Raw genomic sequence first — 24,021 nt, 5'->3', positions numbered from 1 at the left:
ACGCACATCGGCTTGCAGCACTTTAGCGAGGGACGCGCCCAGGTCGACGAATTCCGGCAGGGGCAGGACGATGGGCGCACCTGACCGATACAGGCCCTTGCCCCAGCCGATGGACGCTTCGCCCAGGATGTGATCGGGATGCTCCCGATACCAGGGATTGCCCAATATCGGCAGTGCTCCAGCATTCCCGCGCTCATCCGGGCCTCTCCCGATGATGTCCTTGCCTAAAATCCATGCGGGCAGATGATCCGGCAACGGATAAATGAGTTCTTCTTCCCGGGCATTGCGTCCCTGTTGTTCCTTGATTTCCTGCTTGCGGGCCTTGGTCCATTCATCCACCATCGTTCGGGTCGGCGGATCATAGGTGACATTCAAGGGTTGTGTCCGCTTGCGCAGGACCACCACATCGACGACCACATCCGTGAACGAGGTTCTGGAAAAAGCCGTATGCGGCAGGCGCACGGCACTGACCAGTTCCGCCTGATTGTGCAGCCAGACACGAAAAGCGCGATGCTCTGGCCGGTCCGCATCCAATAGATAGCGCGACACGACCATGATGGCGATACCACCCGGACGCAGCCGGTCCAGACTCTTGGCAAAGAAATAACCGTGCGTATTGGGCGCCACCCGGGTCAGATCCGGGCGATCCATGTCCAGCAGTTTGGTGTGACCAAAAGGTGGGTTTCCCACCACCACGTCCACGGTTTTCGTGAATTGCGCTTTCTGGAAAGGCGCATGGATGATTTTTTCCTGGGGATGCAACGCCTTGGCCACGGCAGCCGTGATGGGGTCCATCTCGACGCCCAGAAATTCCATCGGCACGTCCCGGGGAGCCAGACTCAAAAACACGCCGCTTCCCACAGATGGTTCCAGTACCTGCAAGGGTTGCGTATCGGCATCGGGTTTTGTCAGCGTTTCCGGCAGGACATGTCGCACGGTCTTCCAGATGGCGGAAACCACGGCGTCGGACGTGTATTGCGCATCCACGGTGCGGGCGCGCAGGGACTTCAGTTCTTCATCGGTGGTCAGGGCTTCCAGTTCCAGGACGACATCGGACCATCCTTTCGTGATTTCGCCATTGGGACGGCGAAAAGCGTTCGGCAAGCCGCCGAAGCCATAAAACAGCGCAATTTTCTCCTGTTCTTCCGGGGTTGGTGCGCGATTTTCCGCGATACAGGTTTTGAGTATCCGAATGGCTTGCAGATTATCTCTGGCCTTTTGTTTCTGGCCGCGTTGATCACTTTGATCCTGGCCACGACGAAGATTGACCGATGCCGAAAAATCCAGCCGGAAAAAATCGGATAACGCGATTTCCGCCAGCGGGTCCCTGGGTAGCGACGGATGATTTTCCGTCGCGTTTTTTTCATCGGGATCTTCAGGATCTTCGGTTTCTTCAGAATGGCCGTCGGTCAGTCGTTGTTCTGTCGTCGTACTATTCTGTACACCAGATTCACCTCGTCCCAGATCATTTCCGGGTTCTCCTCGTCTTCCGTCTCGTCCATCGACAACCCCTGTTCCTGGAATTCCAGTGTTTCCAGTGTCCGGAGTTCCGTCTCCCAATCGTCCTGATGACCGTATTCCACCAGCAGGGATTCCAGTCGCCACATCTGCCGGTTCCGGTCCATGTTCCGGGGTTCGTCCAGCAGGCTCCGCAGGTGCTGATGGTATTTCATGTGCTTCAGGCTTTTCCGATGTTCCGTGAGTGCCGGGGACGTCTGACCCGTCTCGTCCTCCTCCACTTCCATCATCAATATCTCGTCCCGATTGTTGTACGCGGAGATCATGTTCATCAGGTGCCAGTTCCGATCCCACTGGCGATCCCGCCAGTCCTTGTCCCCTCCGGGTTCCGGGCGCTGTTCCTGTACTATTTCTATTGTTTCCCTCAGTTCCTCCGGGTCGTCGGAGGCCATTGTCGCTTCCCGCAAGTCCGTCAAATAATCCATCCAGGTATCCGGGAATACGCCCGGCGGACAGCTTTCCGCTATCCCCGGCTGGTTCCACAGGGTTTCCAGATCGGATTGATCCCGGTCCAGAAAGCTGATCACCTCGTCGTTCAGTATCTGTTGCTCCAGTTCGGTCATTTCCATGTTGTTCCCCTTCGTGAATATTCGTCATGACATACCCCGGTAAAAATGCGGTCACTCCCTTGGTGCCGCAAGATTTCAGCCCCTGAATGCGGCGGACCTTTCAGGTGGAAAACCTTTCAGGTGGAAAACCTTTCAGGCCATGCAGGATATGGGCATCTACATATCTGATATGACGCACCCCGATAATAATGACCCCTCCCTTGGCACCCCAAGGTTTGGCTCTGTGGTCACCGAGGGAAAGACGGATGCTGAACAGCACAATCCCGCCAGTCACCATTGCGGCACCAAGGGAAAAGACGGGTCCTGCTACGGATGCGTTCTACGGAATGCTGTCTGCCAAGACATGCCGTCCGCAAGACTTACCGTCCGTAGGACATGCCGTCTGCAAGACCTGCCGTCCGCAGGACTGCGGCACCAAGGGGTTGAGCATTGAGAATATGGAGGTGGGTTATGGAAGTGATGGAACTGATTCAGCAATCCCAGGCGGTAGCGGATCTGGCCTGGGATGCGGTCAAGGCGAGCGATCCCCGCAGAACAGGATTATGGGAACGTCATGCAGATGTCACGGAAGGTGATCATCATTATGCACGGGATGTTCTGAGCGGTAAGGTCCGCGCACAGGAATACAACGGGGTGCAACTGACCCCTGAAATGATCGAATCGGCGAAAGATCTGGTCAATTTCCTGCAATATCGTGTGGGATGGGGCGATCCCCACGGTACAGGCATGGGACCATCGGCCAATGCGAGCAATGCGATCCTCAATATCGCCGCATTGATGCAATATCAAAATCGCATCGTTCAGAAACAGCAGATGGGCATGGCGGGGCAACGTCCGAACAAGGGCATGGAAGCACTGCTTTTGCAATTCGCGTCTGGGCATCCCGTTGGCCATCCGGAAACGATCATCCAGAAAGTCCGGGAAAAGCTCGATCCGCTTTTCGAAGATGGCCTGAGACTGTCCGATCACCAAAGGATGTTTGGCGGCGCTGTTCCGGCTGTTGCCCACAACCCGCAGCTCGATCAACTGGCAAAAAAGTTGTTGGATGATGCGAACCGGCATGATCCGGTCCCGGTGCAGGCCCGTCCTGTCAAAGCCGCTGCTTCTGATCCCTGGGGGCTGAAATGAACGAGCAGATCCATATTTCCCTGACCATTATCAATGACCGGGGTGAGACCATTTCCCCGCTGGTCCGGCAGGATGTGCCATTGGACGGGCAGTTTAAGAATCTGGTCAACACGTTGACGAAACTCAATGCGATCAAGGATGCGCGATCTCTCATCTTCAACATTCATCCCGTGGATGCCGAAGGCAAGCCCGTATCCAGCGATCATAACGCCTCTCTCTGGATGGTTTCCTTCGTGACCCGACACCCTTTGGGTACGCAGGTGGTGCAGGATCTGTTGCCGTTCAAGTCCCGGACGCTGGCGGAGGATTTTACCCGGCGTTTGCTCGACGGCTTTCAGGAGGGGCGGAAAATCCAGATTTCCACCGACCCGCAGTTCATGCAGCAAGAGGTACGGCCATCGGCGGAAATCCATCAACTGATACGCCCCGCATCTCCCGGATTTTCTCCCGGAAGCTGAAAAAGGAGTGTTAAAAAAAATGGAAAAAACGGCAGCATCAACCAAGACGCCGACACCTGATCCCTTCGTGTCCCTGCACGAACGGTTGGGCGCTCTGGAGCAATCCCTGCAAAACATCCAGAGGTCACAGGAATACCTGCATCTGGAGTTGCAACGCTTGCAGGAATTCCAGCGGGGAACCCTGGATGCCGCGCAACTGTTGCAGCAAGCCCTCATGGTCTGGGCGAACAGTGAACCTTCCCGCATGTGGGCCGAGACGCGGGAGTGGCTGCACAAAGCAGAAGCGATGGTACTGGATGCGCAAAAGCCCTGGACGGAAGAAGCGCGAAAACTCTGGATTGCCGATGTGGTCGAGGCGTCCACCAGCGCGCTGCAGGAAATTACGGCGGAATATCGGGAGCGGATTTCCACGCGCGCCAATCGCGCCGTGGTCAATCTGGATCGGACGGCCAGGAAAAATCTGGATGATTTTGCCGATTATCTCAGTGAACTGCACGAAAAATACGCCCAGGAAATCACGGCTTCGGCGGAAAACACCCTGCGCGAGCAGACCAAAGCCATCATCGCCGAAAACAAACAGATCATGGAACGGCTGATCGACATCTTACAGGATCAGACAGAAACGCCACCATCGACGGGGGATAGTCAATAAATGGTCATGGTGGACATGCACGGCATCGATCATGCGTTTACCGGCATTCGAGACGAACCCCTGTATGGTCGTGTCAAGGAATTCCTGCGCGGCGGCGATCGCTGGCCGTGGGTACTGACCCGTCTGGGCATACCGGATTCAGCCCTCAAAGGGAAAAATTGTCCTTGTCCCGGCTGCGGTGGAAAAGACCGCTTTCGCTTCGACAACAAGGACGGTACGGGTTCCTTTTTGTGTTCCCAGGGCACCGGCAATGTGCTGGCCGGTTCCGGTTGGGCCTTGCTGGAGCATGTCTATGGCTGGAGTTTCGAGCGCGCCCTGGATGAAGTGGCCCGGGTCGCCCTGGTGGATTTCGCGCCGAAAGCCGGTATCGGAACATCGTCATCCGGCCATGTCCATATGGCGCCTTCCGAACTTCCGCAAGCGGTTTCCATGCCGGTAGCACCGGGTGTGCCGCAAGTCATTCATTGGCAGAATCTGGCGGAAGAACCGCAACGCCGGTATGACTATCTGATGCGGGTTTTTCGGGAATCCATCCCCCTGTCGCAACTGGATGGCACCGCGTTACAGATTGTACGCAACTACTGGATTTCACGCGGCATGGGTGCAACATTCCGAATGCCGCCCCATCTGCATTTTCATGCCCGCCTGACGGATACGCAACAACAGTGGTCTGGACCCGCATTGATCGCTTGGATCACCCGGCCTTGTGACGGACCCAACGCCTTTGCCGATCGGCATTTCGTCGGAATGCAGCGCATCTGGCTGAATCCGGCATTGCTGCATGGCCCATTACCTGCCAAACAGAGCAAGGCGCCCATTGAACAGGCCAAAAAATCCTTTGGCATCATGGACAAAGGCATGATCGGGAGCAGTGTGCATCTGTACGGTTCCGAAAAAAGCCGGGTACGCCTGATTGGTGAGGGCATCGAGACTGTCCTGTCCTGGCTGCGCCTGCAAAGTCTGCAAGGCACCCTTACGGAATCCGTCGAGGCCCATGCCTGTCTGGGCACTTCGCAGATCAAGAACTGGTTTGCCCCGACCGACAAGCCGGTATGGCTGCTCCAGGACAATGATCCGGCAGGGAAAGATGCCGCAGCACTTTTCCAGAAGCTGCACCCGGACACCCGGATTCTAGCACCACCATCGTCTTGCAATGATTTCAACGATTATCTGCTGGCCATGATTCAAAAACCTTCATCGCAAAGGAGCATTTCACCATGTGTACCCTGAAAAAGATTTCCGCTGTCGGAGCCGTGTTCTTGCCCGTTTTGCTGGCAGGCTGCGCTCCACAAACAGTGACACCGGAGCCTGCGGCCGGTCCCATTCCTTCCGTCCTGTTGCGGTCCTCACAAATGGCGGCGCGGGCGCAGCAACGGGTGTCCGAAGTGCTGTTCGTCCAGTCTCACCCCCCGATTGTGGCCGTTGCACCTTCGCAGCAAAAAGCCATGAACGACCGTTTCCATTTCCATTGGGAGGGGCCGGTGAACGTAGTGGCCATGAATCTGGCTGCTGCCATGGGGTGGAATCTGGAATTTGCCAAACCGCAACCTTTTTCGATGCCTGTGGTGTACATTGATCAGCAAAATAGTGATGTACGTCACATGGTGAATGTCATCAACCGGCAGATCATGCCGACCGCCCTGCTCCGGATACAGGCGCATGACCGGACACTGGTTTTACAGTCTCCGACAAAAGCGGAGATTCAGGCGTTTCATGCGTCACAAAAACAATGCGCAAAAGGTGCAAAAAGTACCACACAAAAAGTGGAAAAGAAAACAACAAGATACAGTTTGAAAGGGATTCCTGCAAAATGGCTGCGGTAATGCCTGCGTCGGTTCGGCACAAGTTTCACGCCAAACCGACAGAATTGGACGGTATCCGGTTTTCCAGCAAAAAAGAAGCGAACTATTACGCGGAACTTTTGTTGCGGCAAAAAGCCGGAGAAGTGCTGTTTTTTCTTCGGCAGGTGCCTTTTCACTTGCCCGGCGGGGTGCGCTATGTGGTGGACTTCGTGATTTTCGAGCAGTCCGGCGATGTCCGGTTTGTGGACACGAAAGGCCTCAGGACGAAACTCTATCTGACCAAGAAGAAAATGGTGGAAGCGTTGTACCCGATCACCGTGGAAGAAGCGTGATGCCGATTCGCCATGTCAGGGGCAAAGTCGCGTTGGGTGTGTCTGCATCAACAGCAACAAAGCCGTCCGCAGGACATGCCGTCCGCAGGACATGCCGTCTGCAGGACTGCGGCACCAAGGGTTTAGGCATCGTGAAAAAGGAGAAAATCATGTCTCGTTGGGGAAATCGTGGAATATTGTTCGTCATCGTCGCCTTGGGGCTGGCCGGTTGCGCCACGCATTCCGAACCACCGGCAAGAGCGGTCAAGCTGGCCTACCTGAGTCATTTGGACCATCGGCATTTTCACTGGCCGAAACATCATCGCACCATTCTTTATCACCTGTTGATAAACACGCATGTAGAAAAATGCGAGCCTACCGGGAAACCGGATGTGCGGGCCTGTTCCGTTTATGTGCATGTTCCGCATGTTACGGATCATCACGGTGTGATCGACATGATCAAGGGGAAAACGCATTGGCACTTGCTCTGAAAATAACGGGATCACGAAAAATGTTGAACGGAATCATGGCGCGTGGTCGCGCATGGTTTTCGCGGGTGCAATCCCGCAAGAAGCGTGGGCATCGCCGACGGCAGGATGCGGCGGGTCGGCGCGCCATGACGATCACTGAAATCGTGGGACAGGATGCGCAGGAAACCTTTGCGCGACGCATTGCCTATTTGCGCAAACTGGACCCATTGGTTTTTGAGGAACTGGTGCTCGATGCTTTTCAAAAAAGAGGCTGGATCGTCGAGCGCAACACCCGGTATTCCGGCGATGGCGGCCTGGACGGAAAAGTGTACCGGGATAACCACTGGATCGGCATCCAGTGCAAGCGGTATCGCGGTGCCATCCAGTCAGCGCATGTGCGTTTGTTTGCGCGTGATCTGGCAAAGTTTGGGTTGTATGAGGGCTATTTCGTGCATACCGGACGCACCCCGCAAGGGATAAGGCATCGATATGGCAACGTGATTTTATTGTCTGGCCGGGAACTGGTGGATTTTTTGACGGAATAAAAAATTCGGCATTACCCTATCAACAGGAGAAAATGTATGCATGATTTAATGCCATAGTACATAGGCACAGGCTGGATTGACTAGGTTGCGCGAGCAGTAATGCGCAGATGTTTGTAAAGGAGGCAATGTTTTTCGAGGATCGTGGTCAGCAATTGATGGATGCGTTGATGTTGGGGTTGCGTGATTTGCGTGACAAGGGGGGAAGCGGAGATTGATCTGTGTACGATTGAACAGTTTGCGCAGAAAGACACTTTTGTGAAACTGGCGAGCCGTGAGGATTTGAGCTATAAGGCGCGAAAAGTCATGCGGGCTTTTCTGGTACAAAGCGCTTGGCAGGAAGGGGGTGACTTTTTCCGACAGCAGTATGGTTATGCGGCGCTTTATTTGGATCACGCGGTTTTGCCGTGTGTCTAATGTCGATTCAAATCATCTTGCACATCATCGGCAGCACTGGGATTGTCAGTCTCGGTCTGGCATTTGGGGTGCAGGATGCCCTGGAGCCTCATCTGGTCTGTTTCGACAAGAATCTGTCTTATGTATTATGGCCAACAAGAGAATCCTCTCTATTAACGCGCAAACGGTCTTTGGTGAAACCGACTGTGTTTTCAGCTAATCACTCGGATTCCGTTTCAGTCACCCTGTGCATCAGTTGGTCTCTGATGTGTCGTGGCGCTATCGCCCGACACTATACGCATCGGTAGCACTTGGATTCCCAGCAAGTCTTTGGCGACATCAGGGAATTGATTACGCACCATCACGTTGAGATAACCGCGGACAGCCTCTACGCTGAGCGTATCCACTTCGGTAAGCCTAGCGCCTAACCATTGCGCCACCTTGTAGGAACTACCCAGCTTCTCACAAAAGTGGGTAAAAACATCTCCAGATAACTGAATACGGAAATCCCCGTGGCGTCCTGAAAATTCAGCGAATACCTGTTGGGGCGGGCCTGTCTTGGAAGGAATCGAGTTTGTGGAAAGAGAGTCGTGTAGGTTGCCGTGGACATCTTTTAGCATAGTGAAACCTCTCTGTTGGTATGGTTTTAGGAGCTTGCTAACTGCTGTGATGCGCATAGGCTTCCTTGCAATTGACAGACTTGCAAGTATGGTTCCCCCACACACACGCTTATAAGTATAGCCAATAAAACCATCGAAGCAGTCCCCATTCCACTTCCGACTTGGTTATCCCCCCCAAGAAAATATACATAGAAGAGAGATTTCATTATCAATGAACGCTACTAAAAGGCACGAAGCATGCGTACTTGCGCTTCACTGTCGTTCATCCTATTCTACATAGTACATATTATGGTATAGGGGGCTGATGCTCTTGGTGTCCATGAGGGATGAAGACCGTTTCAGAGTTTTTGCATGAAAGCCATGACCTTCGTCAGCGTAAATGCCAAGATAGTGTCTGATACCACTGGGGCAGTCATGGAAGTCCCTGTTTTACTGACACCTGAAGGTGTCTTGGGGCCTTTGTTGGATTACTGCCTTGCACGCAGCCACAATCGCAGCCTTTCCTGGATGAAAAAGATTGTACTGGCTGTTACCCTGTTCCTTCGATACGTCAAGGCCAATCCCAATGAACCGGATTCCTATCGTCTTTTTCAGAATTTTGCCCAGCGACTGTATTCAGGGACCTTCGACCACGCTACAGGGTTGGACCCTAGCAATCTTTGCTGGCAACCCTATTCAATTAACAATGCAGGCGACATCATACATCGGCTCTCTGAATTCTTCAGTTGGCTCGGTGAAGTGCGGCCAGAAGCAAAAAACATTAACCCAAGATACGCAGGGGACGCCTTCGACCGAAAAATGGATGAAATAGCTTACCTTTATCGCCGCGAGAAGGCATTCCTTGGCCATGGATGGGCTGCAAACCCTGGCCCGCATCAAACAGGGTACAGAACACGCCGTAAAATGACGCCGCGTGTGGCCCAGAGTGAGCCACCAGCTTTTCCTGACGATCGATTTGAGGAGTTTTTACTCAGAGGGTTCAAGGTGGCTGGCAAACACGATTATCGTGGCATGTTGATCACACTACTACTGCATGGAGGCGGATTGCGGGTGAGTGAACCGTTTCACCTTTACCTTATGGTGGACCCATTGGTCAAGACAGTTTAGAGGGTGAGTTTAAGCTGGTCCGGTTGCTTCCACTGCAGCGGAATGGCGCTGCCCCAAATCATCCATGAGTAACAGTTAAGCCACGATCTTCGGATACTTGTCCACAATACAGGCCCCGCCGCCCTGGCCGGTCAAATAAACCTGATCCGGTGTGGCATAACCGAGGGACTGGTGCAGGCGGGGCCCAGGACTACGCTCTGATGCGGGCAAAATAACACCATTGACTAATCGGTCTTCTGCAGGGCCACTCACTACTTTGCTATAAATGGGGACGCAGTGTGTTTCTGCGGCGCGATTTGCGGCACCCAGGGCCGATTATCATGCTCACACAAGAAACAATGAGCATTTAGTCGTTCGTGTGAAGCGTCGCATTGATCCCGCCCCAAGTGGATTTGTTCGTTGGAAGCACTTCGACAACGCCAGTTTGGCTATTTCGCCGAAACAGAAGGTGATCCTTCCCTGAAAGGTTGCGGGCGTAATCCACTGTGCCATCCGGAAGTCGGACCTTGGTCCCAGCGGTGACATACAGACCTGCCTCGACAATACACTCATTACCCAGCGAAATGCCTATTCCAGCGTTTGCCCCCAGCAGCGACCCCTCTCCAACTGAGTTCGTTCGTTTTCCGCCGCCCGATAAGGTTCCCATAATTGATGATCCGGCACCGATGTCGCTGCCATTGCCCACTGTGACGCCGGGCGTCACGCGACCTTCAATCATGCACTTGCCCAACGATCCCGCATTGAAATTCACGAAACCTTCATGCATCACTGTCGTGCCCTCCGAAAGAAAGGCCCCCAATCGAACCCTGTCTGCATCTCCAATACGCACACCGCTCGGAACCACGTAGTCCGTCATTCGAGGAAACTTATCGACGGAGAAAATCGTCAAGTGGTGATGTTCTTCGGCAACCAGGGAACGCAACTTAGGCACTAAATGTGGCATAACGGGACCAGCCGAAGTCCATGCCACGATGGGCAGATTCTCGAAAAGCCCATCTAGACAAACAGTATTTGGCCTCACGCGCCGACTCGATAGCAAGTGTAGCCTAGCGTATGCATCTTCGATGCTACCGATCCCGACAGAAATATCTACTTCAATTTCAAAGGACTCACTTCTGACGAGACCGTACTTCGCCGCCAAACACGATCGCTTCGCGCCATCATCCTCGGGAAAGTACGCCTCAATCGTCGTGTTTGATCCGGTGTCGATGTACCGAAGTCCTTCCAAATTCACAGTTTCAGTTTTCATGTTCCACTCCATTAGTGAAATTATGATTGATCCTAGCAACTGCAGCACTCGCGAGATCGAAGGAATCGCCGTCTCCGCGAGCGTAACGCCTCACCAAAATTGATTCGTCACCACCGGCCTTGACCGCATTTACGGCATTATAACGAGATTTTGCTTCGATGAACCTCATTACAAACGCTCTCCGAGTTTTCAGAGTCCCCGGTCGAAGCGGATTGCTCCTATGGAACACTGTTTTATCAAAAATGATCGCATCACCTGGCACAAGTGAGTAGCTAACTCCTTCGCAATCGAACAGATATCTCGAGAATCCGGAAATGTAGAGTGAATCACTAAATAGATGAGGGAACTGCTCTTGAATGAACGGGAAGAGCTTCTTGAAGCGCTTCTGCTCCGCGTTTCGATATTTCGGACCCAGTAGCGTCTTGTAGATATTCGGGATATTGTAACGTCCCTCTGCCAAGGCTCTGGTTACGTGAGATTGTAACTTAAAAAACTCGCATCCGGAAAATGAGGTTGTTGAAAGCATGGTCATGCCGCCATCCTGATCTTCCTGATCAATCGGGTCCAGCGGAATCCATATCGAAAAAGCCCGATCTTCTGGAAAGATGTACTTAAAACTCGTGATATCTAGATGCCAGTCAAAACCAAACAGTTCAGGATCAGTCTCGAACACGACTCCGTCGGAGAAGAAACAGTCATCGTAACCGAGCGAACCGATCATCTTCGCAAACACTTTATTCTCGACGATCTCAATGATGCCTTTTTCATCAATGCCAATGTTGTATGTATTCTTCTTGATGGTATCGAATGTTGTTCCGCTTTTAGTCGCGGCTAAGATGATGCGCAGTCTTTCTACAAAGGTCGGAGTAATGAAATTCCTTATGACGCAGAAGCCGTTATTCCTGAAATATAGGCTATCAACTATGGGTTGGGAAACAATATATTCATTACGTTGCTGCATTCCTAACTCTTGCACGTTAGTCTCCATGGAAAGTATTATGCTATTTTGCGCACAGCACTCAAAGACTCAAAGGAATCCGCGCCACCGCGTCTGCTCTAAGTAAAACGAATTGAACTTGATCCAAGAGTTAAGAGTTAGAGGTTGCAGAAAAATGCCGTGAAACCGGAATATGTGATGTTCACCAATGGTGAAAAAACGCATTCGGGAGTATCCTGCGGCGCGTTTTTGTGTTGTTTTGCTGCTTTTTCCTTGGTTTCCTGGATTTCGGGCATAGGTATTCCCATCAGGCCGCTCCCAATCGGGAGATGCGCAGAATATATGAAAAAAACACCTGAATGATACCGTGATCCAGGATTCGAGCCCGGTTCGTGGTGAAAACCGTGGGCACCCAGACGGCGGCATCCAGTTCCTGCCCACGAACCAGAAAAATAGCAGGTTGTAGTTCAATTGCTCCATCATCTGGCTTTCCGAACGAAGGCCGCAGAACACCTGTAGCAGCAACACCCGCAACAGGTGCTCCGGAGGAATAGAAGGACGGCCGAACGCAGAGTAGATGCTCTGAAAGTGACTGTCCAGTTCCACCCGCGACCGGTACACGAACGCCCGAATCGCCTGCAGCGGATGGCCCTGCGGAACCCGCTGCTCCGGGGGAAAGTAACTGAACATGATCGACATCTCCACCTTCGCACCACGCACCCCATCAGCCTCCTGTCCCAAGATTCCCACATTATGCAAGAGATTTTATTCAGCAACATCTTCATCGTTTCGGGGTGCTCTCTCGTCAACGAGACTCTAGGATAACATCCCTGACAACCACCCTCAACGGGCTGAACAACAGCCACTCGACCATGGAGGAAATATCCTCTGGTTGCAAAATCTCGTCCATGGCAAGCTTACAACCGCCTCGCGTAGCCATCGGTGTATTGATCCATCCTGGACAGATCGATGTCACTCTCATGTCTTTGGACTGGATTTCCGCCCTTAAGGAATCCAGATAACGCATCGTAGCGGCCTTGCTCGCACCATACACCCCTTTGTCAGCAAATCCATAGACACCTGCACGCGATGCAATATTGATAATGTACGAATTCCGCGAACGCTGCAGCGCTGGCACAAGATGCTTTGCACACCACATCGTCGAGACCAAGTTGGTGTTCAAAACCTGCTGTAATTCGTCGAAATCCACATTCAAGGTCTTATTGCTGGTTATTCCCGCAGCAAAGATTAACACATTGGCTGTTTCGAGAAGCTCAAGTTTTTTCGCCAGTTTCTCGATTTCTGCGGGATTGCAAAGATCCAGTCGATAAGCCATTGAAGGGGCGTCGCCAGACTGTCGAAGTTCATCGGCAAGTTTAATCAATTTGGATTCTGAACGCCCGAGAAGCAATGTGGCCCGCCCTCGTTTGGACAACATCCGCGCACAAGACGCCCCCACCCCTCCGCTAGCGCCAACTACAATGGCGACAGGTATTCGTTGGGCATTTACAACTTCTATGAACTGTTGAATCATAAATTCATTCTCGGATATGGTCATCAAGCGGGGTTAGTAAGGAGATCTACCACGGACCTGCGATCTAGCTGAGCAGCGTCCATCCTTCTCACATACTCACCATGTGCCGCTAAACTCATGCCCAGTTCATGCAATGAAGCCTTCGTGGCGGAAACATAGTTTTTGATGAGAGGCAGCGCTTCGTCGCATTGCCTAGCCAGCCACTCCATAGTGAGTAAGGCAGGGACGTCCTCATTAACCAATCTGCTCGTTCTGAGATCCTCAAGTGAAGCAGGAGACATAGACCGATAGATCGACTTGGTGCTTTTCATCAACAGCAGGAAAGAGGAGCATTCCTGAAGTCCGTATTGCATTCTGAGTATCTCAGGAAACCGCAACGTGTTGGCACCATAATGCATAGCGAGATTCACGCGCTCCTGATCGAGCGTCTCGATCAGTTCAGCGTTGCCCTCATGCACCCCCTCGCAGTAGTGGATGTACTGGATGCCCTTTTCAGTTAGCTTCAAGTTGATCTTGTCCAGCGCAACAGCCAAATGAATAATATAACCGAGAGGGTCGAACTGAAGATCGAGAGGACGCACCAATTTGAATTGATGCGCACCTACCTCCACGGACGGTCCGGAAAACATCGACCGGAGGAAGCTAAGAGCGTGATCTGGGTTTGGCCCGAATGCGCTGACATTGACGGAAATCTTGCGCTTATAGGCGATCTTGTGATTGAGGTAGCGGGTCCCATAGAAGCTATCCTCAATCAATACGATATCGAAGCGACGAAGTATCGGATCATTGCGCCACTCATCAATGATGCAGATCTGCCCTCCCTGCCCCCCACGAACCAAGACTATGATAATCCCGCCTCGGGGGAACTTCGTCTTGATCCATTCCAGCATTCCCAGACGCAGGTTCGGAATATCCGGCAGCGTGACCACGATACCACTGATTACTTCTGTCACCGCACTTAGGTCTGAACCCATAGTGTGCACATTCTGCTTCGGAAAATCGCATAATGCTGTGCCCCCAGTAATGATGTTTTCCATGCTGATCAACTGGCCGGGTAAGCGGTTCTGAAAAGGATGCCCCTCCTTCCTCATTAGTAGGACTTGCGGCGACAGCTGCGTTTCGTGCTTACGCAATTCCAAGTCTACGGCCAGCGTAAGGCCGACATGGCCACCTCCCACGATCAGAACATTTTGCATAATCTTACTTCTCTCCTGTGAGAAATTTTTGCGCGTTGTGCGGGGAAAACCCTTTCAAGAACGAAGCGAGATCATCGTGTTGCCATGCTGAAGATCAACCGTCTCTTCCGTGACCACATAGGAACGTAGAAGCAACCTGTCCGTTTTTTCCTTTTCAAATACATCGCGCCCATGCAGACAGTAATCGTTGGGAATAAGCAGAGCTTGCCCCTTCTGCAATCGATGCCCCATGCGACGCCCGATATAAAGCGCCTCCTGCGTCACAGTTTCCAGTGCGTCCCGCGCCTTTGCCGCGATGTCGTTATTCAGACCGGCGATCAAATTAATACTGCCGAAATTCAGCCGGATACGAAGGCGGCTGTTCTTGTCGTAGTCGATCACCGATATACGACGCACCTGCTCGCAGGGCCATCGAAGTTTTTCACCTGATCGAATCTCGAAGATCCGCTCCTTCAGCAAATCGAACTTGTCGGTGGGAAGCTGGGCGACGATTTCTTCCGCTGTCGCGATGAGCGTCTTTGGCGCATCATCGTTCGCAATGTGCGGCATGAGCACCAGCACTACGGGTCGACAGTTGTCAGTTGCAAACGCAAGATCACTGTGCATGCATAGCAGATCTCTTCTGCTGCTCGCTTCGTTCGAGTAAATGGTCGGACGAATGTCTGTGATAAAACTTTGATTATACTCCGAATATCCGACACATTTACCGATTGTCTCACCGAGTACTAACAAGAGAATCTTCGAGTTCTCGATGTCGTCATACATTGGAAGATTGGTGACAACAAGCGGGGTACACTCCGACCAAAAGTAATCGCGGAGCCTTCGGGGAAGGCGGTCCGAATGAGCCAAAATTCTGGAGATATACCTGCTCTGTATCTGTCCGGGACACTCCGAACGAATTTGGATCACTAAACCGTTTAAATCCGCCGTTTCGGTGTTGTCAAGGGCAATCTGCTGAATTTGTATTTTGCTCATGGAGTCTTCCTTCTATCGGTTGTATTGCTTTCGTCACATGGCGGTATTCAATTCATTCCAGCATCGTGAGCGCATTGTGGCGAATCACCACCTCAAAATCGTTACGCACACTTTCAAAATCATTGCCACTCGCGACCACGATGCCGGCTGTCTGTGACATGTTCGTAGCAGCATAAGTCCGTGCTCCAGTGTCAACCCGCCATTCAAGGCGGTAATCGTTAGCCAACGCAGGCGCATGGCGTCCTGCAACTATGCCATCACGAGTTGGGAAATAGGCCCAGAAGCCATAGCCCCCATGGAAATGCACAGACGGCAGCGGGAGTCCAAGCTGCAACAGAAGATCCAGGTCGAGAATGTTCACGCCGTACGCGGAGCGATAGACATTGGCAACACAGCCACCAGGTGGTCTTGCAGCCACTTCGAGGAACACCGGTTCTCCATCGACAATGAAGATTTCCATATGCGTCGACATATCGCTCGCACCAAGGGCCTTCAGTACTTCACCGGCGAATTTCTTAAGGACTGGAGCTATCGGATCATTCTCTCGAAGGGTTATGCTACCCAGCACCCTTCCTTGCTTAAATTCGGCCACAGGAAAAGCGTACGCGCTGGCGAACTGAAACTTCACTTCACTTCCTTGGACAAGCGAATCGACATGATACAGATCGCCAGACAAAAACTGTTCTACATCGACCCTATCCAACCTGCCTTTCCAAGCTTCGGCCCAGGCGCATAGATCCTGTGGCGAGACAATCTTTTCGACAGCAACACTTCCTTTTGAGTCCACGGGCTTGAGAATGAACTCATGACCAAAGTGAATCGCCAGTTGGTCATATGACAGTGAATCCATCCCAATCGTGTTGGAATTTACCTCGCTGAAGACCGGTGTCTTGATGCCTGCTGCAATCAATCGTTGTTTCATAGCTATCTTATCACGGAAAAGGCATAGTTCGTTGTCATATGGCCCCTCCAACTGCCATTTGCGCCGAAGCCAACCGACTTCTGTCAGGATCATTTCCTCACAACAGACTAGGCGTACCGTTCTCTCGGGAAACTGCTGCTGTTCCTGAGCAATGACATTATCGAGTTCGACCACATTGAGAGCATCGAACGTGTCATGAGCAAGGTCCGCAGCAATCACATAGAACTTATCGACCCTTCCCTCAAACGCGGGGGGTAATCGCTCGGGGATAGCTTCTGTGACAACGACGACTCGCAAATCAATTTCTCGACATAGTTCGTCGAAGATCGACTGTGAGTAGAAGTCAGCATAACACAACGTGGCGAAGATCGCGGTAATTGATTTCATTTTTAGCCTTACATTTTAAATTCGAGTTCGGAAGTTACTCACTCAGTACGCGTTTCAATCCTAGGCCACCAGCAACCAGGACGGCACTTGTCGTAATCAAGATCAGCGCAGCCAGACATGACATCATCAATCCGACTGAACTGTCAGCTTGATGCCCCCATATGAGATTCATCCATGAATCAATGGTTCCAGAATGCCCATCAATTAAAGGCTTAAATATCCGGCTTTGCAATGGAACCGTAACAAGCAGCCCAAGCAACGGCGTGCTCTGCGCAACTAGCATCCGTATTGCCATGATACGCCCCTGAAGCTGATTGGGGACATTAAGCTGCCACATCATCTGATTTGCCGAGGCAGCTACCGCAGCTGATATACCCATTACAAACATACACATCAGAATCGTCGATGCCTGTGTTGACGCTCCCAAAAACACCATGGCGGTACTCTCGACAATGATACCGAACAGGATGGACGCCTCCAAACATAGTCGATTGGCAAAACGACTGAAAATCCGGCCACCGCACAAAGTACCGACGCCCATCGATGTAATGGCGATCGACAGTATAGTAGGAGATTCGCGATAGAGGATGAATGGCGATTGAACCGTCGACACAACGGCGAAGCCACCGTTTATGAAGGCGTAGAAGCCAAGCAACTTCAGGAGGGCAGGCCGATTACGCAGCCAATATACTGCTGCCGAGGACGTCGCGTCATGCCGATGTGCCTTGTCGGCATCAATGCCCAGCGCATCCTGGTACAAGAGCCGACGCAGGAGCCAAATAGACACGACGAAAGTCACCAAATCGCAGATCAGAATTCCTTTCAACCCGATTGAAACGAGCGCAATCGCACCCAGTAGCGGCCCAACTATGATCGTCGCAGAGCGGTACGACTCCATCATGCCGCTAATGCGACCCAGCTGCGCACGCGGCACAAGCACTGCGATGATCGCCTGCAAAGAGGACCAACGAAATACATCTGCAATGGTCAGTAAAACAACCATTATGCAGATAAAGTCAATAGTCAGTTGATTATCCAGCAATACAATCAGCGAGGCCAATACTACTGCCATCGAACTAGCTTCAACTAGGAAGATCACCCGACCCTTGTGTGCCGAATCGACGATTACTCCTGCCCGCAGCGAGACAACCAACGTCGTCATCGTAACTAGAAATGCCAGCAGAACGAATGCCCAATATGAGTGCGTGACATTATATACCCAGATATCCAACCCGAACGTAGTCAGTCGCGAGCCAACAGAACTAATGGCCCGGGCTAGCACCATTCGTTCTACACTGGCGACTCTGAGCCGATCATCATTGGCATTGGCGACAATCAACGACGTCATAAGGTAGCCTCGCACGCGTCGACACCAAATCCAACGCCACCGCGGGCACCAAAGCGGTAACTGATAACTGGCGTGCCAGACTTGAAATCAATCTCACGCAGCAGAATCCCCGCGCTCTTTCCTTTTAACAACATTGGACTCACGCAGACGGTTGATTCTAGCATTCCGACCGCCGCCGGGTAACGAAAAAGGTCGCTGACAGCCTCCTGAATAACATAAGAGCAAGAAGTTTTCCCTGCCTGTTCAACAGTCTTCTGCCATTTCTCTGCCGATACTTCCGAACCGATCGTGATCTGGTCTCCCCCGAAAGAGGAGGCTGGCTTGAGTACAAGACCCCTTTGGTTAGCAATAGCGTACTGGATTAGATCTTCCTTGAGACGTATGGTTCGAGGAATCACGCGCTGAAGTAAATCCCATTCTTCGGCACTGTAATGGTGCGAGTACTCCTGTGCCGAAAGCAACTCAAGGTTGCACTTGTTGTCAAATAAGATGGTAGCTGGAGTGCCAACGAAATCTATGCGACCGGCATCCACCGCTGCACGCAACTGCTCGAATAGCTTATTCGGAACCTTGTTCTTCGCCAGTTCGGCATATGTGAACATGGGATAGACAACATCGATACTCTGACCTTCAAAAGAAACGTCGTTGCCATTGAAACTCAGGTCTTGCAATAGTCCAGTCACAACCTGAAAACCCTGAGCGTTAACTCCAGCGGCGAAATCCCAAAAAGTAGGGCTAGGCGAACGGGCCTCTGAGGGGTTGACGAATGCTACCAGCACCCGCAATGCTTTCCCTGCTGCTGGTTGATTAACGCAGGCTCGAAGCACCGCCCCCCATCGGGCCATCATCGGCGGTCCCCCAGTTATCACTCCTGCTTGCAACAGCCAGTCGTGAAAGCGGCTCGTTTTCCACTCCTTCATCACACGATCGCACAAACCCAGCCCACCCAGCGCAGTGGACACGTTCATTTCGACAATTTTTATGCCCGTACTGCAAACGAGAATATCGGGACGGGCGAATCTGGTCGCAAAATCTAGGTCCTTGCTGTTGCTGTAAAGTCCGATTAAACACCGAGAGGTCTCGGTCGCGCACTGGAAGTCAAGCATCTTGGAGACATTACCGCCGAACATGCGCTCTGGCAGTGAAGCTAGGATGGCAAGTACCTGCGCGGCACTGTCTGAAATCGTGGCGAGAAACGACGCATCAAACAACGGCGGAGGATAGATGACTTCTGGGTAGCGCGGATCCGACCTCGTGAAACGCTCCTGAAACGTTTCACGGAGTAAACCTGCGTCCTCGCCAGAGCAAGAGAGATACTTATGCCAGTGCCTGTTTACCCGGCGATCAAAGATGTTCATCCTCACCTCTGTCTACGATACATGCATGAATCGCTACATTGGCCTCCAAAGCTGCTGCTTCGACGACGGATCTTTCAGAAGCCTCGCAGACGACATAGCCCATGCGATCCAACCAAGACGACTGCGGTGGCACCGTGTCACCCGACGTGTAGAAAAGCTTGATTTCTCGTACATAAGGAGCAAGAGATTCGGGTACACTTTTGAGGATCCCCGCCTTTCGCGGGATTCTGGCCAAGAGTGTGTATCGGGATGTCGATGGCTGCATATCTGCTTCAATTTGCCCCCTGAGGGTTCGAAGGTACAGCACGTCAGGGGTAACGCCCATAACTGCGGTCTGTAATTCGAATACCTGCCCACCGCCGGGTCGACAGGCGGCTTCGTTTAGGCTCAGTTGACCATCGTACTCCCAAACCTCAATGTGAAAAGCATGTGGAACCTTATTGCCCTCGCCCAGAGCCTGGATAACTTGTCTGGCAAAATCATGTAAAGCCTCCCATTGATTGTCTTGGGATGGCAGATTGATGCTACCGCATACAGGATACGGGTCGATACCCTGGCGAAATTCTGGATAGTGTTGCCTGAGTCCAACGTACTCATTGGCGAAAAAATACTGGAAACCTGTACCATCCCAAACCCCATCAAGGTGATACATGTTGCGCTTACCGAAAAATTCTTCGGCAATGAGATCCAAGGGGCTGTCGATATCTACGATATCAGTCAAAAGCTCCCACAGCGCGGCGAGATCATCGCCGGTATTTAGCACCATAAAGCCCATCCCGCCGGCCTTTCGCCTAGGCTTAACAACGAATGGGTATCCAAACTCGAACGTAGCTAGCCAAAGATCTCTGGCGTTATCTATTGCCTTGAATCGCGGTGTATTAATTCCGTGCGATCGTGCGCACAGCTTCATCAAGAGTTTGTCCCGAAAGATCTCGACATTCTCAAGCGGCATACCGGCAATTCTTGCGACCTGGCGAACGCGAGCAGCCCTCAGCAGATCAAATTCCCGCAACGCCACAACGTGAGTGACGCGCCTTTCATGGCAAACTTGGTTTGCTACGAACTCCACTTCGGGATTCGAAAAGTAGTTACTAAAGGAGTACACCGTCACGCTCAAACGTTTCAGATCCTCGGATAGTAGCGCCTCACACTCGCGGCTTGTGAACAGAATCAACTCATCGAATCCAACCAGAGTGTCGAGGATCGGTGGTAGTGTAGTTCGAATTGACGCTGGCAACTGTGTAGCTTCGAATAGCAATATAGTCCCATTACTCATAAGATATCCCGATGAAGAAATTGGAGTCAAAACAACGCCAAAAACTAGATAGTCTCCGCTCCGTGTGCAAGTGAAGGTGCGTATTTCACGGATCGTGGCCTCCCCCACAAAGCGTACATTCTGGTCATCCTTAATTTTAAGCACAGGCGGTCACGATGGGTCAACAGATAAAGTTATGGATAACGCGTAAAAATCGCCTGAAAGTGGCGAGGAAAGGGGCATCCCACGGGCACGCAATCGTTCATAGCGACCGGGGGACTCATCGCGGACGAAGCACTCTCCGACCATTTTCTGGAGCTTTGGCCTCATCTCTGCAAACCCCTCAATAAATCATTCACCAAGGTGCTTATATGGATGCCTCCATGTGTGCAAGAGGATTACGATATCTGGCCTGTTGAGGTCGGGTTGCAGTCTTATATCCGGCCTTTGATGCAGGACAATCAGCCTGCTGGCCCTGATGAAATCCGCCAGGAAAGTCCTCATCTCAAAAGCGTCCTTATCAGGACAGACACCTTCCAGGTTCCCTTTCCTACGGTCTGACCTGTTTTGCCATCAATCGATTATCCGCCTGCGCAACTCCTTTTGCTGAACATCAACAATTCTGTAACGGTTACACTATGGCCACCGCATTCCTGCCGTAATTGGCCTCATATTCGGTGCTTTTCACCAGCAGTGCCCAGATGGTGCGCGCCATCTTGTTGGCCTGGGCCACGACCACCACATTATGGGGCCGTCGGCTGAGTACTTTGTCGATCCAAGGGTTCCGATTCCTGATCTGGAAGTTGACAACGGCCCGAGCCCCATGGGTGAGCAAGGTGCGCAGATAGCTATCTCCCCGTTTGCTGATGCCCAGCAACCGGACCTTGCCACCCGTCCCACTCTGGCGCGGCACCAACCCCAGAAACGCCGCAAACTCCCGCCCTGAACGGAAGGACTTCATGTCTCCTACCGTGGCGATGATAGCGGTGGCGGTGAGCAACCCCACACCGGGGATGGCCATCAAACGCGCCACGGCTTCCTGGTCTTTCTTCCACAGCGTCAGGCGTTGCTCGATATCGGCAATGTCCTGATCCGTCTCGCCAAGACGCTTTAATTGCTGACGTACCGTTTCCATCATCATCGGGGATACGGCACCTTCCAGATCCGCCAAAGCATTCGGCACTGCTTTCAGTCCCCGCTGGCGACCTGGTGGTAGATCCGCACCGAATTCATACAGTAGGCCACGCATCTGATTCACCTGCATGGTGCGGATCTTGATCAGCTGCTCCCGCATGCGGTGCAAGGCCAGAATGGACTGCTGCTCTTCGCTTTTGACCGCCACAAACCGCATATCCGGGCGTTGCACCGTCTCCCAGATGGCCGCCGCATCGGCTGCATCGGTTTTGTTGGTCTTCACGAAGGGTCGCACGAACTGAGGGGCGACCAAACGCACCTCGTGGCCGAGCTTGCGGAGTTCCCGGCCCCAATAATGTGCGCTGCCGCAGGCTTCCATCGCGATGATGCCCGGTTCACGGTTCGCAAAAAACTCCAGGAGCGCCCGGCGCTTCAGCTGTTGGCGGTGAATCTCCCCAGTTTTCATGTCTACCCAGTGCAATTGCATGACCTTTTTTGCCAAATCCAATCCATACGTTGTAATCTCCATGACGAGTCCTCCTTGTCCTTACTGTGGAAAATTCCACCTTGGCACCTGGATGCCGTCCGGATCAAGCGGGGACTCCCTCATGAAACTCCCCGCTGCCGGTCCTGTAGGGGGAGGCATCCATTACATCTTGTATCAATCGCCAGAACACCACTTCAGTCACGCTGTGGGATTGTCCGCACATTGCCGACGCCATAACGAAGCCGGCGACACTCCAGAGCATGATGCGGCGTTGTCCGTAACGTTCCATCAGTAGACCGGTGAGTGGCAGCCCAATCACGTTGGCTATCATGTATGAGGTAAGTACCAAGGTAATCTGGTTACTGTTGGCCTGTAACGATCCCCGCATATAAGGCAAAGCAACGTTGACGATGGTGAGGTCCAGCGCCTGCATGAAGACAACCAGCATCATGCGGATCAATCAGTACGGAATATGGCAGTGTCGGCATGAAACGAGAAAGTCAACCGCTTGACTCCTCTTTCGTTTCCCATGAACATACAGCGAAACAATGTCTTGATGGAGAACCCTCATGCGAATTCTGCGTTTCTTGCTTTTGCCTGTCATTCTTCTCGGCCTTGCAGGTTGCGCGAATCTCAATGACACCCAGCAACGTGCGTTATCGGGCGGAGCCATAGGCGCAGCGGGTGGTGCGATCATTGGTACGGTAGCTGCCGGAGATCCCGCAGCGGGAGCGGCCATTGGTGGCGCGGTTGGTGCCGCAGGCGGCGTCATCATTCCCCAATTGGCCCATGACGCAACCCGGCTGGTGGGCAATTGATCTGGGCGGCAAGCCCTTGCAGGATGCGAACCCTTGGCAGGCAAGCAAGCCCTTGGCAACCCGCCGGTTTTCGGCTAGTTTTCCCAGAAGAGCCACGCAAAAGGACCGCCCATGAACAAAAAAGACCTCCCTTCCTACCGTGGACGGGTGAAGACTTCGACTCCAGCCAGTTTGATCGGCATGCCGCATTGCTGAGGATGGCGTGGGCCGGCTGGGGAGAATGACCGGGCCCGAGAAAATGCGTGGCGGTGGACAAATGAGAGTACCATTGCCATACTTAACCCAGAGGTTAATGTGAGGGTCCGGCTCATCGTCACGGGGTTGTGGACTTTGTACGGCATAATGGAGGGCCAGCATAACGTTCTCCGGGATTTGGAGGTCTTGGAGCGACAATTCGGCGCCAATGTGCGGGGTTTACTCAGGATTTTGGATGACATTGCCTGTGGCAGACGTGACCCAACACGGTTGCTGAAGGAAAAAGATATTGCCATAAACTTGAAAGCCAGGTACGAAAAAGCGGTATCTAATGGAACGCTGGAGGTAGTTAAAGATGAAGATGAGTAACGCATTCAAAAAAAATGGTGGAGCTAGCTCGCCGGAATGCAGATTATTGGGCGGCAGGAATTGCTATGGACTTTGCCACAGGCGTAGATGCCCTGATGAGGAAAAAAATATCAGCCGTAGCGAGTTGGCCAGCAGGATAGAAACGTCCTTGCCCTACATCACCAAGGTGATGAGGGGCGACGCCAATTTCACATTGGAAACCATGGCCAAAATCGCTATGGCTGTCTGTCTTCGCACCAGAAACGCATAGTCACGCTCCAGAAAACAGCATTTGAGGCGGCGCG

General features: G+C 52.5%; 25 protein-coding genes and 1 pseudogene. 12 read left to right on the top strand and 14 right to left on the bottom strand.

What is annotated here, in order from left to right; translation table 11 throughout:
- Positions 1–1,409 precede the first annotated feature (1,409 nt).
- Complete coding sequence (locus tag ACJU26_RS05685; protein WP_414041553.1) at positions 1,410–2,087, bottom strand: hypothetical protein; 678 nt, start codon at positions 2,085–2,087, stop codon at positions 1,410–1,412.
- 450 nt (positions 2,088–2,537) lie between these two features.
- Between ACJU26_RS05685 and ACJU26_RS05680 the strand changes: the two genes are divergently transcribed.
- The 8 genes from ACJU26_RS05680 to ACJU26_RS05645 all read left to right on the top strand — a co-directional run bounded on the left by ACJU26_RS05680 (position 2,538) and on the right by ACJU26_RS05645 (position 7,453).
- Positions 2,538–3,215, top strand: coding sequence for a hypothetical protein (locus ACJU26_RS05680; RefSeq protein ID WP_414041552.1), 678 nt, complete (start codon positions 2,538–2,540; stop codon positions 3,213–3,215).
- The gene (locus tag ACJU26_RS05675) at positions 3,212–3,673 is read left to right on the top strand and encodes a hypothetical protein (RefSeq protein WP_414041551.1); all 462 of its coding nucleotides are present in this window, start codon (positions 3,212–3,214) and stop codon (positions 3,671–3,673) included. The genes ACJU26_RS05680 and ACJU26_RS05675 overlap by 4 nt, the downstream gene beginning before the upstream one ends.
- 19 nt (positions 3,674–3,692) lie before the next feature.
- Entirely contained in the window at positions 3,693–4,325 is a 633-nt protein-coding gene (locus ACJU26_RS05670) for a hypothetical protein (protein WP_414041550.1), read from the top strand.
- The gene (locus ACJU26_RS05665) at positions 4,326–5,555 is read left to right on the top strand and encodes a primase-helicase zinc-binding domain-containing protein (protein WP_414041549.1); all 1,230 of its coding nucleotides are present in this window, start codon (positions 4,326–4,328) and stop codon (positions 5,553–5,555) included. It abuts the gene before it with no gap.
- Positions 5,543–6,148, top strand: coding sequence for a DotD/TraH family lipoprotein (locus tag ACJU26_RS05660; RefSeq protein WP_414041548.1), 606 nt, complete (start codon positions 5,543–5,545; stop codon positions 6,146–6,148). Before ACJU26_RS05665 ends, ACJU26_RS05660 begins: the two co-directional genes overlap by 13 nt.
- Positions 6,136–6,459 carry a DUF1064 domain-containing protein gene (locus ACJU26_RS05655; RefSeq protein ID WP_414041547.1) on the top strand — a complete coding sequence of 108 codons (324 nt, stop codon included), beginning with the start codon at positions 6,136–6,138 and terminating at the stop codon, positions 6,457–6,459. Before ACJU26_RS05660 ends, ACJU26_RS05655 begins: the two co-directional genes overlap by 13 nt.
- Positions 6,460–6,608: 149 nt before the next feature.
- Positions 6,609–6,929, top strand: a complete 321-nt coding sequence (locus ACJU26_RS05650) for a hypothetical protein (RefSeq protein WP_414041546.1) — start codon at positions 6,609–6,611, stop codon at positions 6,927–6,929.
- Positions 6,930–6,949: 20 nt separating this feature from the next.
- Positions 6,950–7,453 (top strand): restriction endonuclease, encoded by a 504-nt coding sequence (locus ACJU26_RS05645; protein ID WP_414041545.1) that lies wholly within the window; start codon positions 6,950–6,952, stop codon positions 7,451–7,453.
- Between the two features lie 629 nt (positions 7,454–8,082).
- Here ACJU26_RS05645 and ACJU26_RS05640 read toward each other — a convergent pair.
- Positions 8,083–8,523, bottom strand: coding sequence for a hypothetical protein (locus ACJU26_RS05640; protein WP_414041544.1), 441 nt, complete (start codon positions 8,521–8,523; stop codon positions 8,083–8,085).
- Between the two features lie 294 nt (positions 8,524–8,817).
- On the opposite strand from ACJU26_RS05640, the gene ACJU26_RS05635 reads away from it, so the two are divergent.
- A complete protein-coding gene (locus ACJU26_RS05635; protein ID WP_414041543.1) occupies positions 8,818–9,573 on the top strand; it encodes a hypothetical protein in 756 nt (251 codons plus the stop codon).
- Positions 9,574–9,919: 346 nt separating this feature from the next.
- On the opposite strand, the gene ACJU26_RS05630 is transcribed toward ACJU26_RS05635, so the two are convergent.
- The 12 genes and pseudogenes from ACJU26_RS05630 to ACJU26_RS05575 form a co-directional block, all read right to left on the bottom strand.
- A complete protein-coding gene (locus ACJU26_RS05630) occupies positions 9,920–10,822 on the bottom strand; it encodes a DapH/DapD/GlmU-related protein (RefSeq protein ID WP_414041542.1) in 903 nt (300 codons plus the stop codon).
- Positions 10,812–11,798, bottom strand: coding sequence for a hypothetical protein (locus ACJU26_RS05625; protein WP_414041541.1), 987 nt, complete (start codon positions 11,796–11,798; stop codon positions 10,812–10,814). Before ACJU26_RS05625 ends, ACJU26_RS05630 begins: the two co-directional genes overlap by 11 nt.
- A 283-nt stretch (positions 11,799–12,081) precedes the next feature.
- Positions 12,082–12,479 (bottom strand): annotated as a pseudogene (locus tag ACJU26_RS05620) (transposase); the annotation flags it as partial.
- An 85-nt stretch (positions 12,480–12,564) separates the two neighbouring features.
- The gene (locus tag ACJU26_RS05615) at positions 12,565–13,293 is read right to left on the bottom strand and encodes an SDR family NAD(P)-dependent oxidoreductase (RefSeq protein WP_414041540.1); all 729 of its coding nucleotides are present in this window, start codon (positions 13,291–13,293) and stop codon (positions 12,565–12,567) included.
- A gap of 23 nt (positions 13,294–13,316) precedes the next feature.
- Positions 13,317–14,489, bottom strand: a complete 1,173-nt coding sequence (locus ACJU26_RS05610) for an NAD/NADP octopine/nopaline dehydrogenase family protein (RefSeq protein ID WP_414041539.1) — start codon at positions 14,487–14,489, stop codon at positions 13,317–13,319.
- Positions 14,490–14,543: 54 nt separating this feature from the next.
- Positions 14,544–15,464 (bottom strand): TauD/TfdA family dioxygenase, encoded by a 921-nt coding sequence (locus tag ACJU26_RS05605; protein WP_414041538.1) that lies wholly within the window; start codon positions 15,462–15,464, stop codon positions 14,544–14,546.
- A gap of 52 nt (positions 15,465–15,516) precedes the next feature.
- Positions 15,517–16,773, bottom strand: a complete 1,257-nt coding sequence (locus ACJU26_RS05600) for an ATP-grasp domain-containing protein (protein WP_414041537.1) — start codon at positions 16,771–16,773, stop codon at positions 15,517–15,519.
- Positions 16,774–16,807: 34 nt separating this feature from the next.
- On the bottom strand, positions 16,808–18,121 hold the full coding sequence (locus ACJU26_RS05595) for an MFS transporter (protein WP_414041536.1): 1,314 nt from the start codon (positions 18,119–18,121) through the stop codon (positions 16,808–16,810).
- The gene (locus ACJU26_RS05590) at positions 18,118–19,479 is read right to left on the bottom strand and encodes a hypothetical protein (protein WP_414041535.1); all 1,362 of its coding nucleotides are present in this window, start codon (positions 19,477–19,479) and stop codon (positions 18,118–18,120) included. The genes ACJU26_RS05595 and ACJU26_RS05590 overlap by 4 nt, the downstream gene beginning before the upstream one ends.
- A complete protein-coding gene (locus ACJU26_RS05585; RefSeq protein ID WP_414041534.1) occupies positions 19,466–20,596 on the bottom strand; it encodes a hypothetical protein in 1,131 nt (376 codons plus the stop codon). The genes ACJU26_RS05590 and ACJU26_RS05585 overlap by 14 nt, the downstream gene beginning before the upstream one ends.
- Before the next feature lie 769 nt (positions 20,597–21,365).
- A complete protein-coding gene (locus ACJU26_RS05580) occupies positions 21,366–22,397 on the bottom strand; it encodes an IS110 family transposase (RefSeq protein ID WP_414041533.1) in 1,032 nt (343 codons plus the stop codon).
- 61 nt (positions 22,398–22,458) lie between these two features.
- On the bottom strand, positions 22,459–22,806 hold the full coding sequence (locus ACJU26_RS05575) for an MFS transporter (protein WP_414041532.1): 348 nt from the start codon (positions 22,804–22,806) through the stop codon (positions 22,459–22,461).
- Positions 22,807–22,924: 118 nt separating this feature from the next.
- Here ACJU26_RS05575 and ACJU26_RS05570 point away from each other — a divergent pair, with 118 nt between their 5' ends.
- From ACJU26_RS05570 to ACJU26_RS05560, 3 genes are all read left to right on the top strand, one after another.
- The gene (locus ACJU26_RS05570) at positions 22,925–23,173 is read left to right on the top strand and encodes a hypothetical protein (RefSeq protein ID WP_414041531.1); all 249 of its coding nucleotides are present in this window, start codon (positions 22,925–22,927) and stop codon (positions 23,171–23,173) included.
- Between the two features lie 381 nt (positions 23,174–23,554).
- Positions 23,555–23,737: a hypothetical protein gene (locus ACJU26_RS05565; protein WP_414041530.1), complete on the top strand. Its 183-nt coding sequence runs from the start codon at positions 23,555–23,557 to the stop codon at positions 23,735–23,737.
- Complete coding sequence (locus ACJU26_RS05560) at positions 23,724–23,987, top strand: helix-turn-helix domain-containing protein (RefSeq protein WP_414041529.1); 264 nt, start codon at positions 23,724–23,726, stop codon at positions 23,985–23,987. Before ACJU26_RS05565 ends, ACJU26_RS05560 begins: the two co-directional genes overlap by 14 nt.
- The last annotated feature ends 34 nt before the right edge of the window (positions 23,988–24,021 follow it).

This window comes from Acidithiobacillus sp. M4-SHS-6 (assembly GCF_047421495.1).
GTDB lineage: Bacteria > Pseudomonadota > Gammaproteobacteria > Acidithiobacillales > Acidithiobacillaceae > Acidithiobacillus.
This window is presented reverse-complemented; position numbering and strand designations above follow the sequence as displayed.

Excerpts from the sequence above, each read along its gene's own strand:
- ACJU26_RS05575 (WP_414041532.1), bottom strand. The coding sequence starts at position 22,806 with ATGATGCTGGTTGTCTTCATGCAGGCGCTGGACCTCACCATCGTCAAC.
- ACJU26_RS05610 (WP_414041539.1), bottom strand. The coding sequence starts at position 14,489 with ATGCAAAATGTTCTGATCGTGGGAGGTGGCCATGTCGGCCTTACGCTG.
- ACJU26_RS05645 (WP_414041545.1), top strand. The coding sequence starts at position 6,950 with ATGTTGAACGGAATCATGGCGCGTGGTCGCGCATGGTTTTCGCGGGTG.
- ACJU26_RS05685 (WP_414041553.1), bottom strand. The coding sequence starts at position 2,087 with ATGGAAATGACCGAACTGGAGCAACAGATACTGAACGACGAGGTGATC.
- ACJU26_RS05615 (WP_414041540.1), bottom strand. The coding sequence starts at position 13,293 with ATGATTCAACAGTTCATAGAAGTTGTAAATGCCCAACGAATACCTGTC.
- ACJU26_RS05580 (WP_414041533.1), bottom strand. The coding sequence starts at position 22,397 with ATGGAGATTACAACGTATGGATTGGATTTGGCAAAAAAGGTCATGCAA.
- ACJU26_RS05570 (WP_414041531.1), top strand. The coding sequence starts at position 22,925 with ATGCGAATTCTGCGTTTCTTGCTTTTGCCTGTCATTCTTCTCGGCCTT.
- ACJU26_RS05605 (WP_414041538.1), bottom strand. The coding sequence starts at position 15,464 with ATGAGCAAAATACAAATTCAGCAGATTGCCCTTGACAACACCGAAACG.
- ACJU26_RS05640 (WP_414041544.1), bottom strand. The coding sequence starts at position 8,523 with ATGCGCATCACAGCAGTTAGCAAGCTCCTAAAACCATACCAACAGAGA.
- ACJU26_RS05660 (WP_414041548.1), top strand. The coding sequence starts at position 5,543 with ATGTGTACCCTGAAAAAGATTTCCGCTGTCGGAGCCGTGTTCTTGCCC.
- ACJU26_RS05670 (WP_414041550.1), top strand. The coding sequence starts at position 3,693 with ATGGAAAAAACGGCAGCATCAACCAAGACGCCGACACCTGATCCCTTC.
- ACJU26_RS05600 (WP_414041537.1), bottom strand. The coding sequence starts at position 16,773 with ATGAAATCAATTACCGCGATCTTCGCCACGTTGTGTTATGCTGACTTC.
- ACJU26_RS05595 (WP_414041536.1), bottom strand. The coding sequence starts at position 18,121 with ATGACGTCGTTGATTGTCGCCAATGCCAATGATGATCGGCTCAGAGTC.
- ACJU26_RS05655 (WP_414041547.1), top strand. The coding sequence starts at position 6,136 with ATGGCTGCGGTAATGCCTGCGTCGGTTCGGCACAAGTTTCACGCCAAA.
- ACJU26_RS05675 (WP_414041551.1), top strand. The coding sequence starts at position 3,212 with ATGAACGAGCAGATCCATATTTCCCTGACCATTATCAATGACCGGGGT.
- ACJU26_RS05630 (WP_414041542.1), bottom strand. The coding sequence starts at position 10,822 with ATGAAAACTGAAACTGTGAATTTGGAAGGACTTCGGTACATCGACACC.
- ACJU26_RS05650 (WP_414041546.1), top strand. The coding sequence starts at position 6,609 with ATGTCTCGTTGGGGAAATCGTGGAATATTGTTCGTCATCGTCGCCTTG.
- ACJU26_RS05590 (WP_414041535.1), bottom strand. The coding sequence starts at position 19,479 with ATGAACATCTTTGATCGCCGGGTAAACAGGCACTGGCATAAGTATCTC.
- ACJU26_RS05635 (WP_414041543.1), top strand. The coding sequence starts at position 8,818 with ATGAAAGCCATGACCTTCGTCAGCGTAAATGCCAAGATAGTGTCTGAT.
- ACJU26_RS05680 (WP_414041552.1), top strand. The coding sequence starts at position 2,538 with ATGGAAGTGATGGAACTGATTCAGCAATCCCAGGCGGTAGCGGATCTG.
- ACJU26_RS05560 (WP_414041529.1), top strand. The coding sequence starts at position 23,724 with ATGAAGATGAGTAACGCATTCAAAAAAAATGGTGGAGCTAGCTCGCCG.
- ACJU26_RS05665 (WP_414041549.1), top strand. The coding sequence starts at position 4,326 with ATGGTCATGGTGGACATGCACGGCATCGATCATGCGTTTACCGGCATT.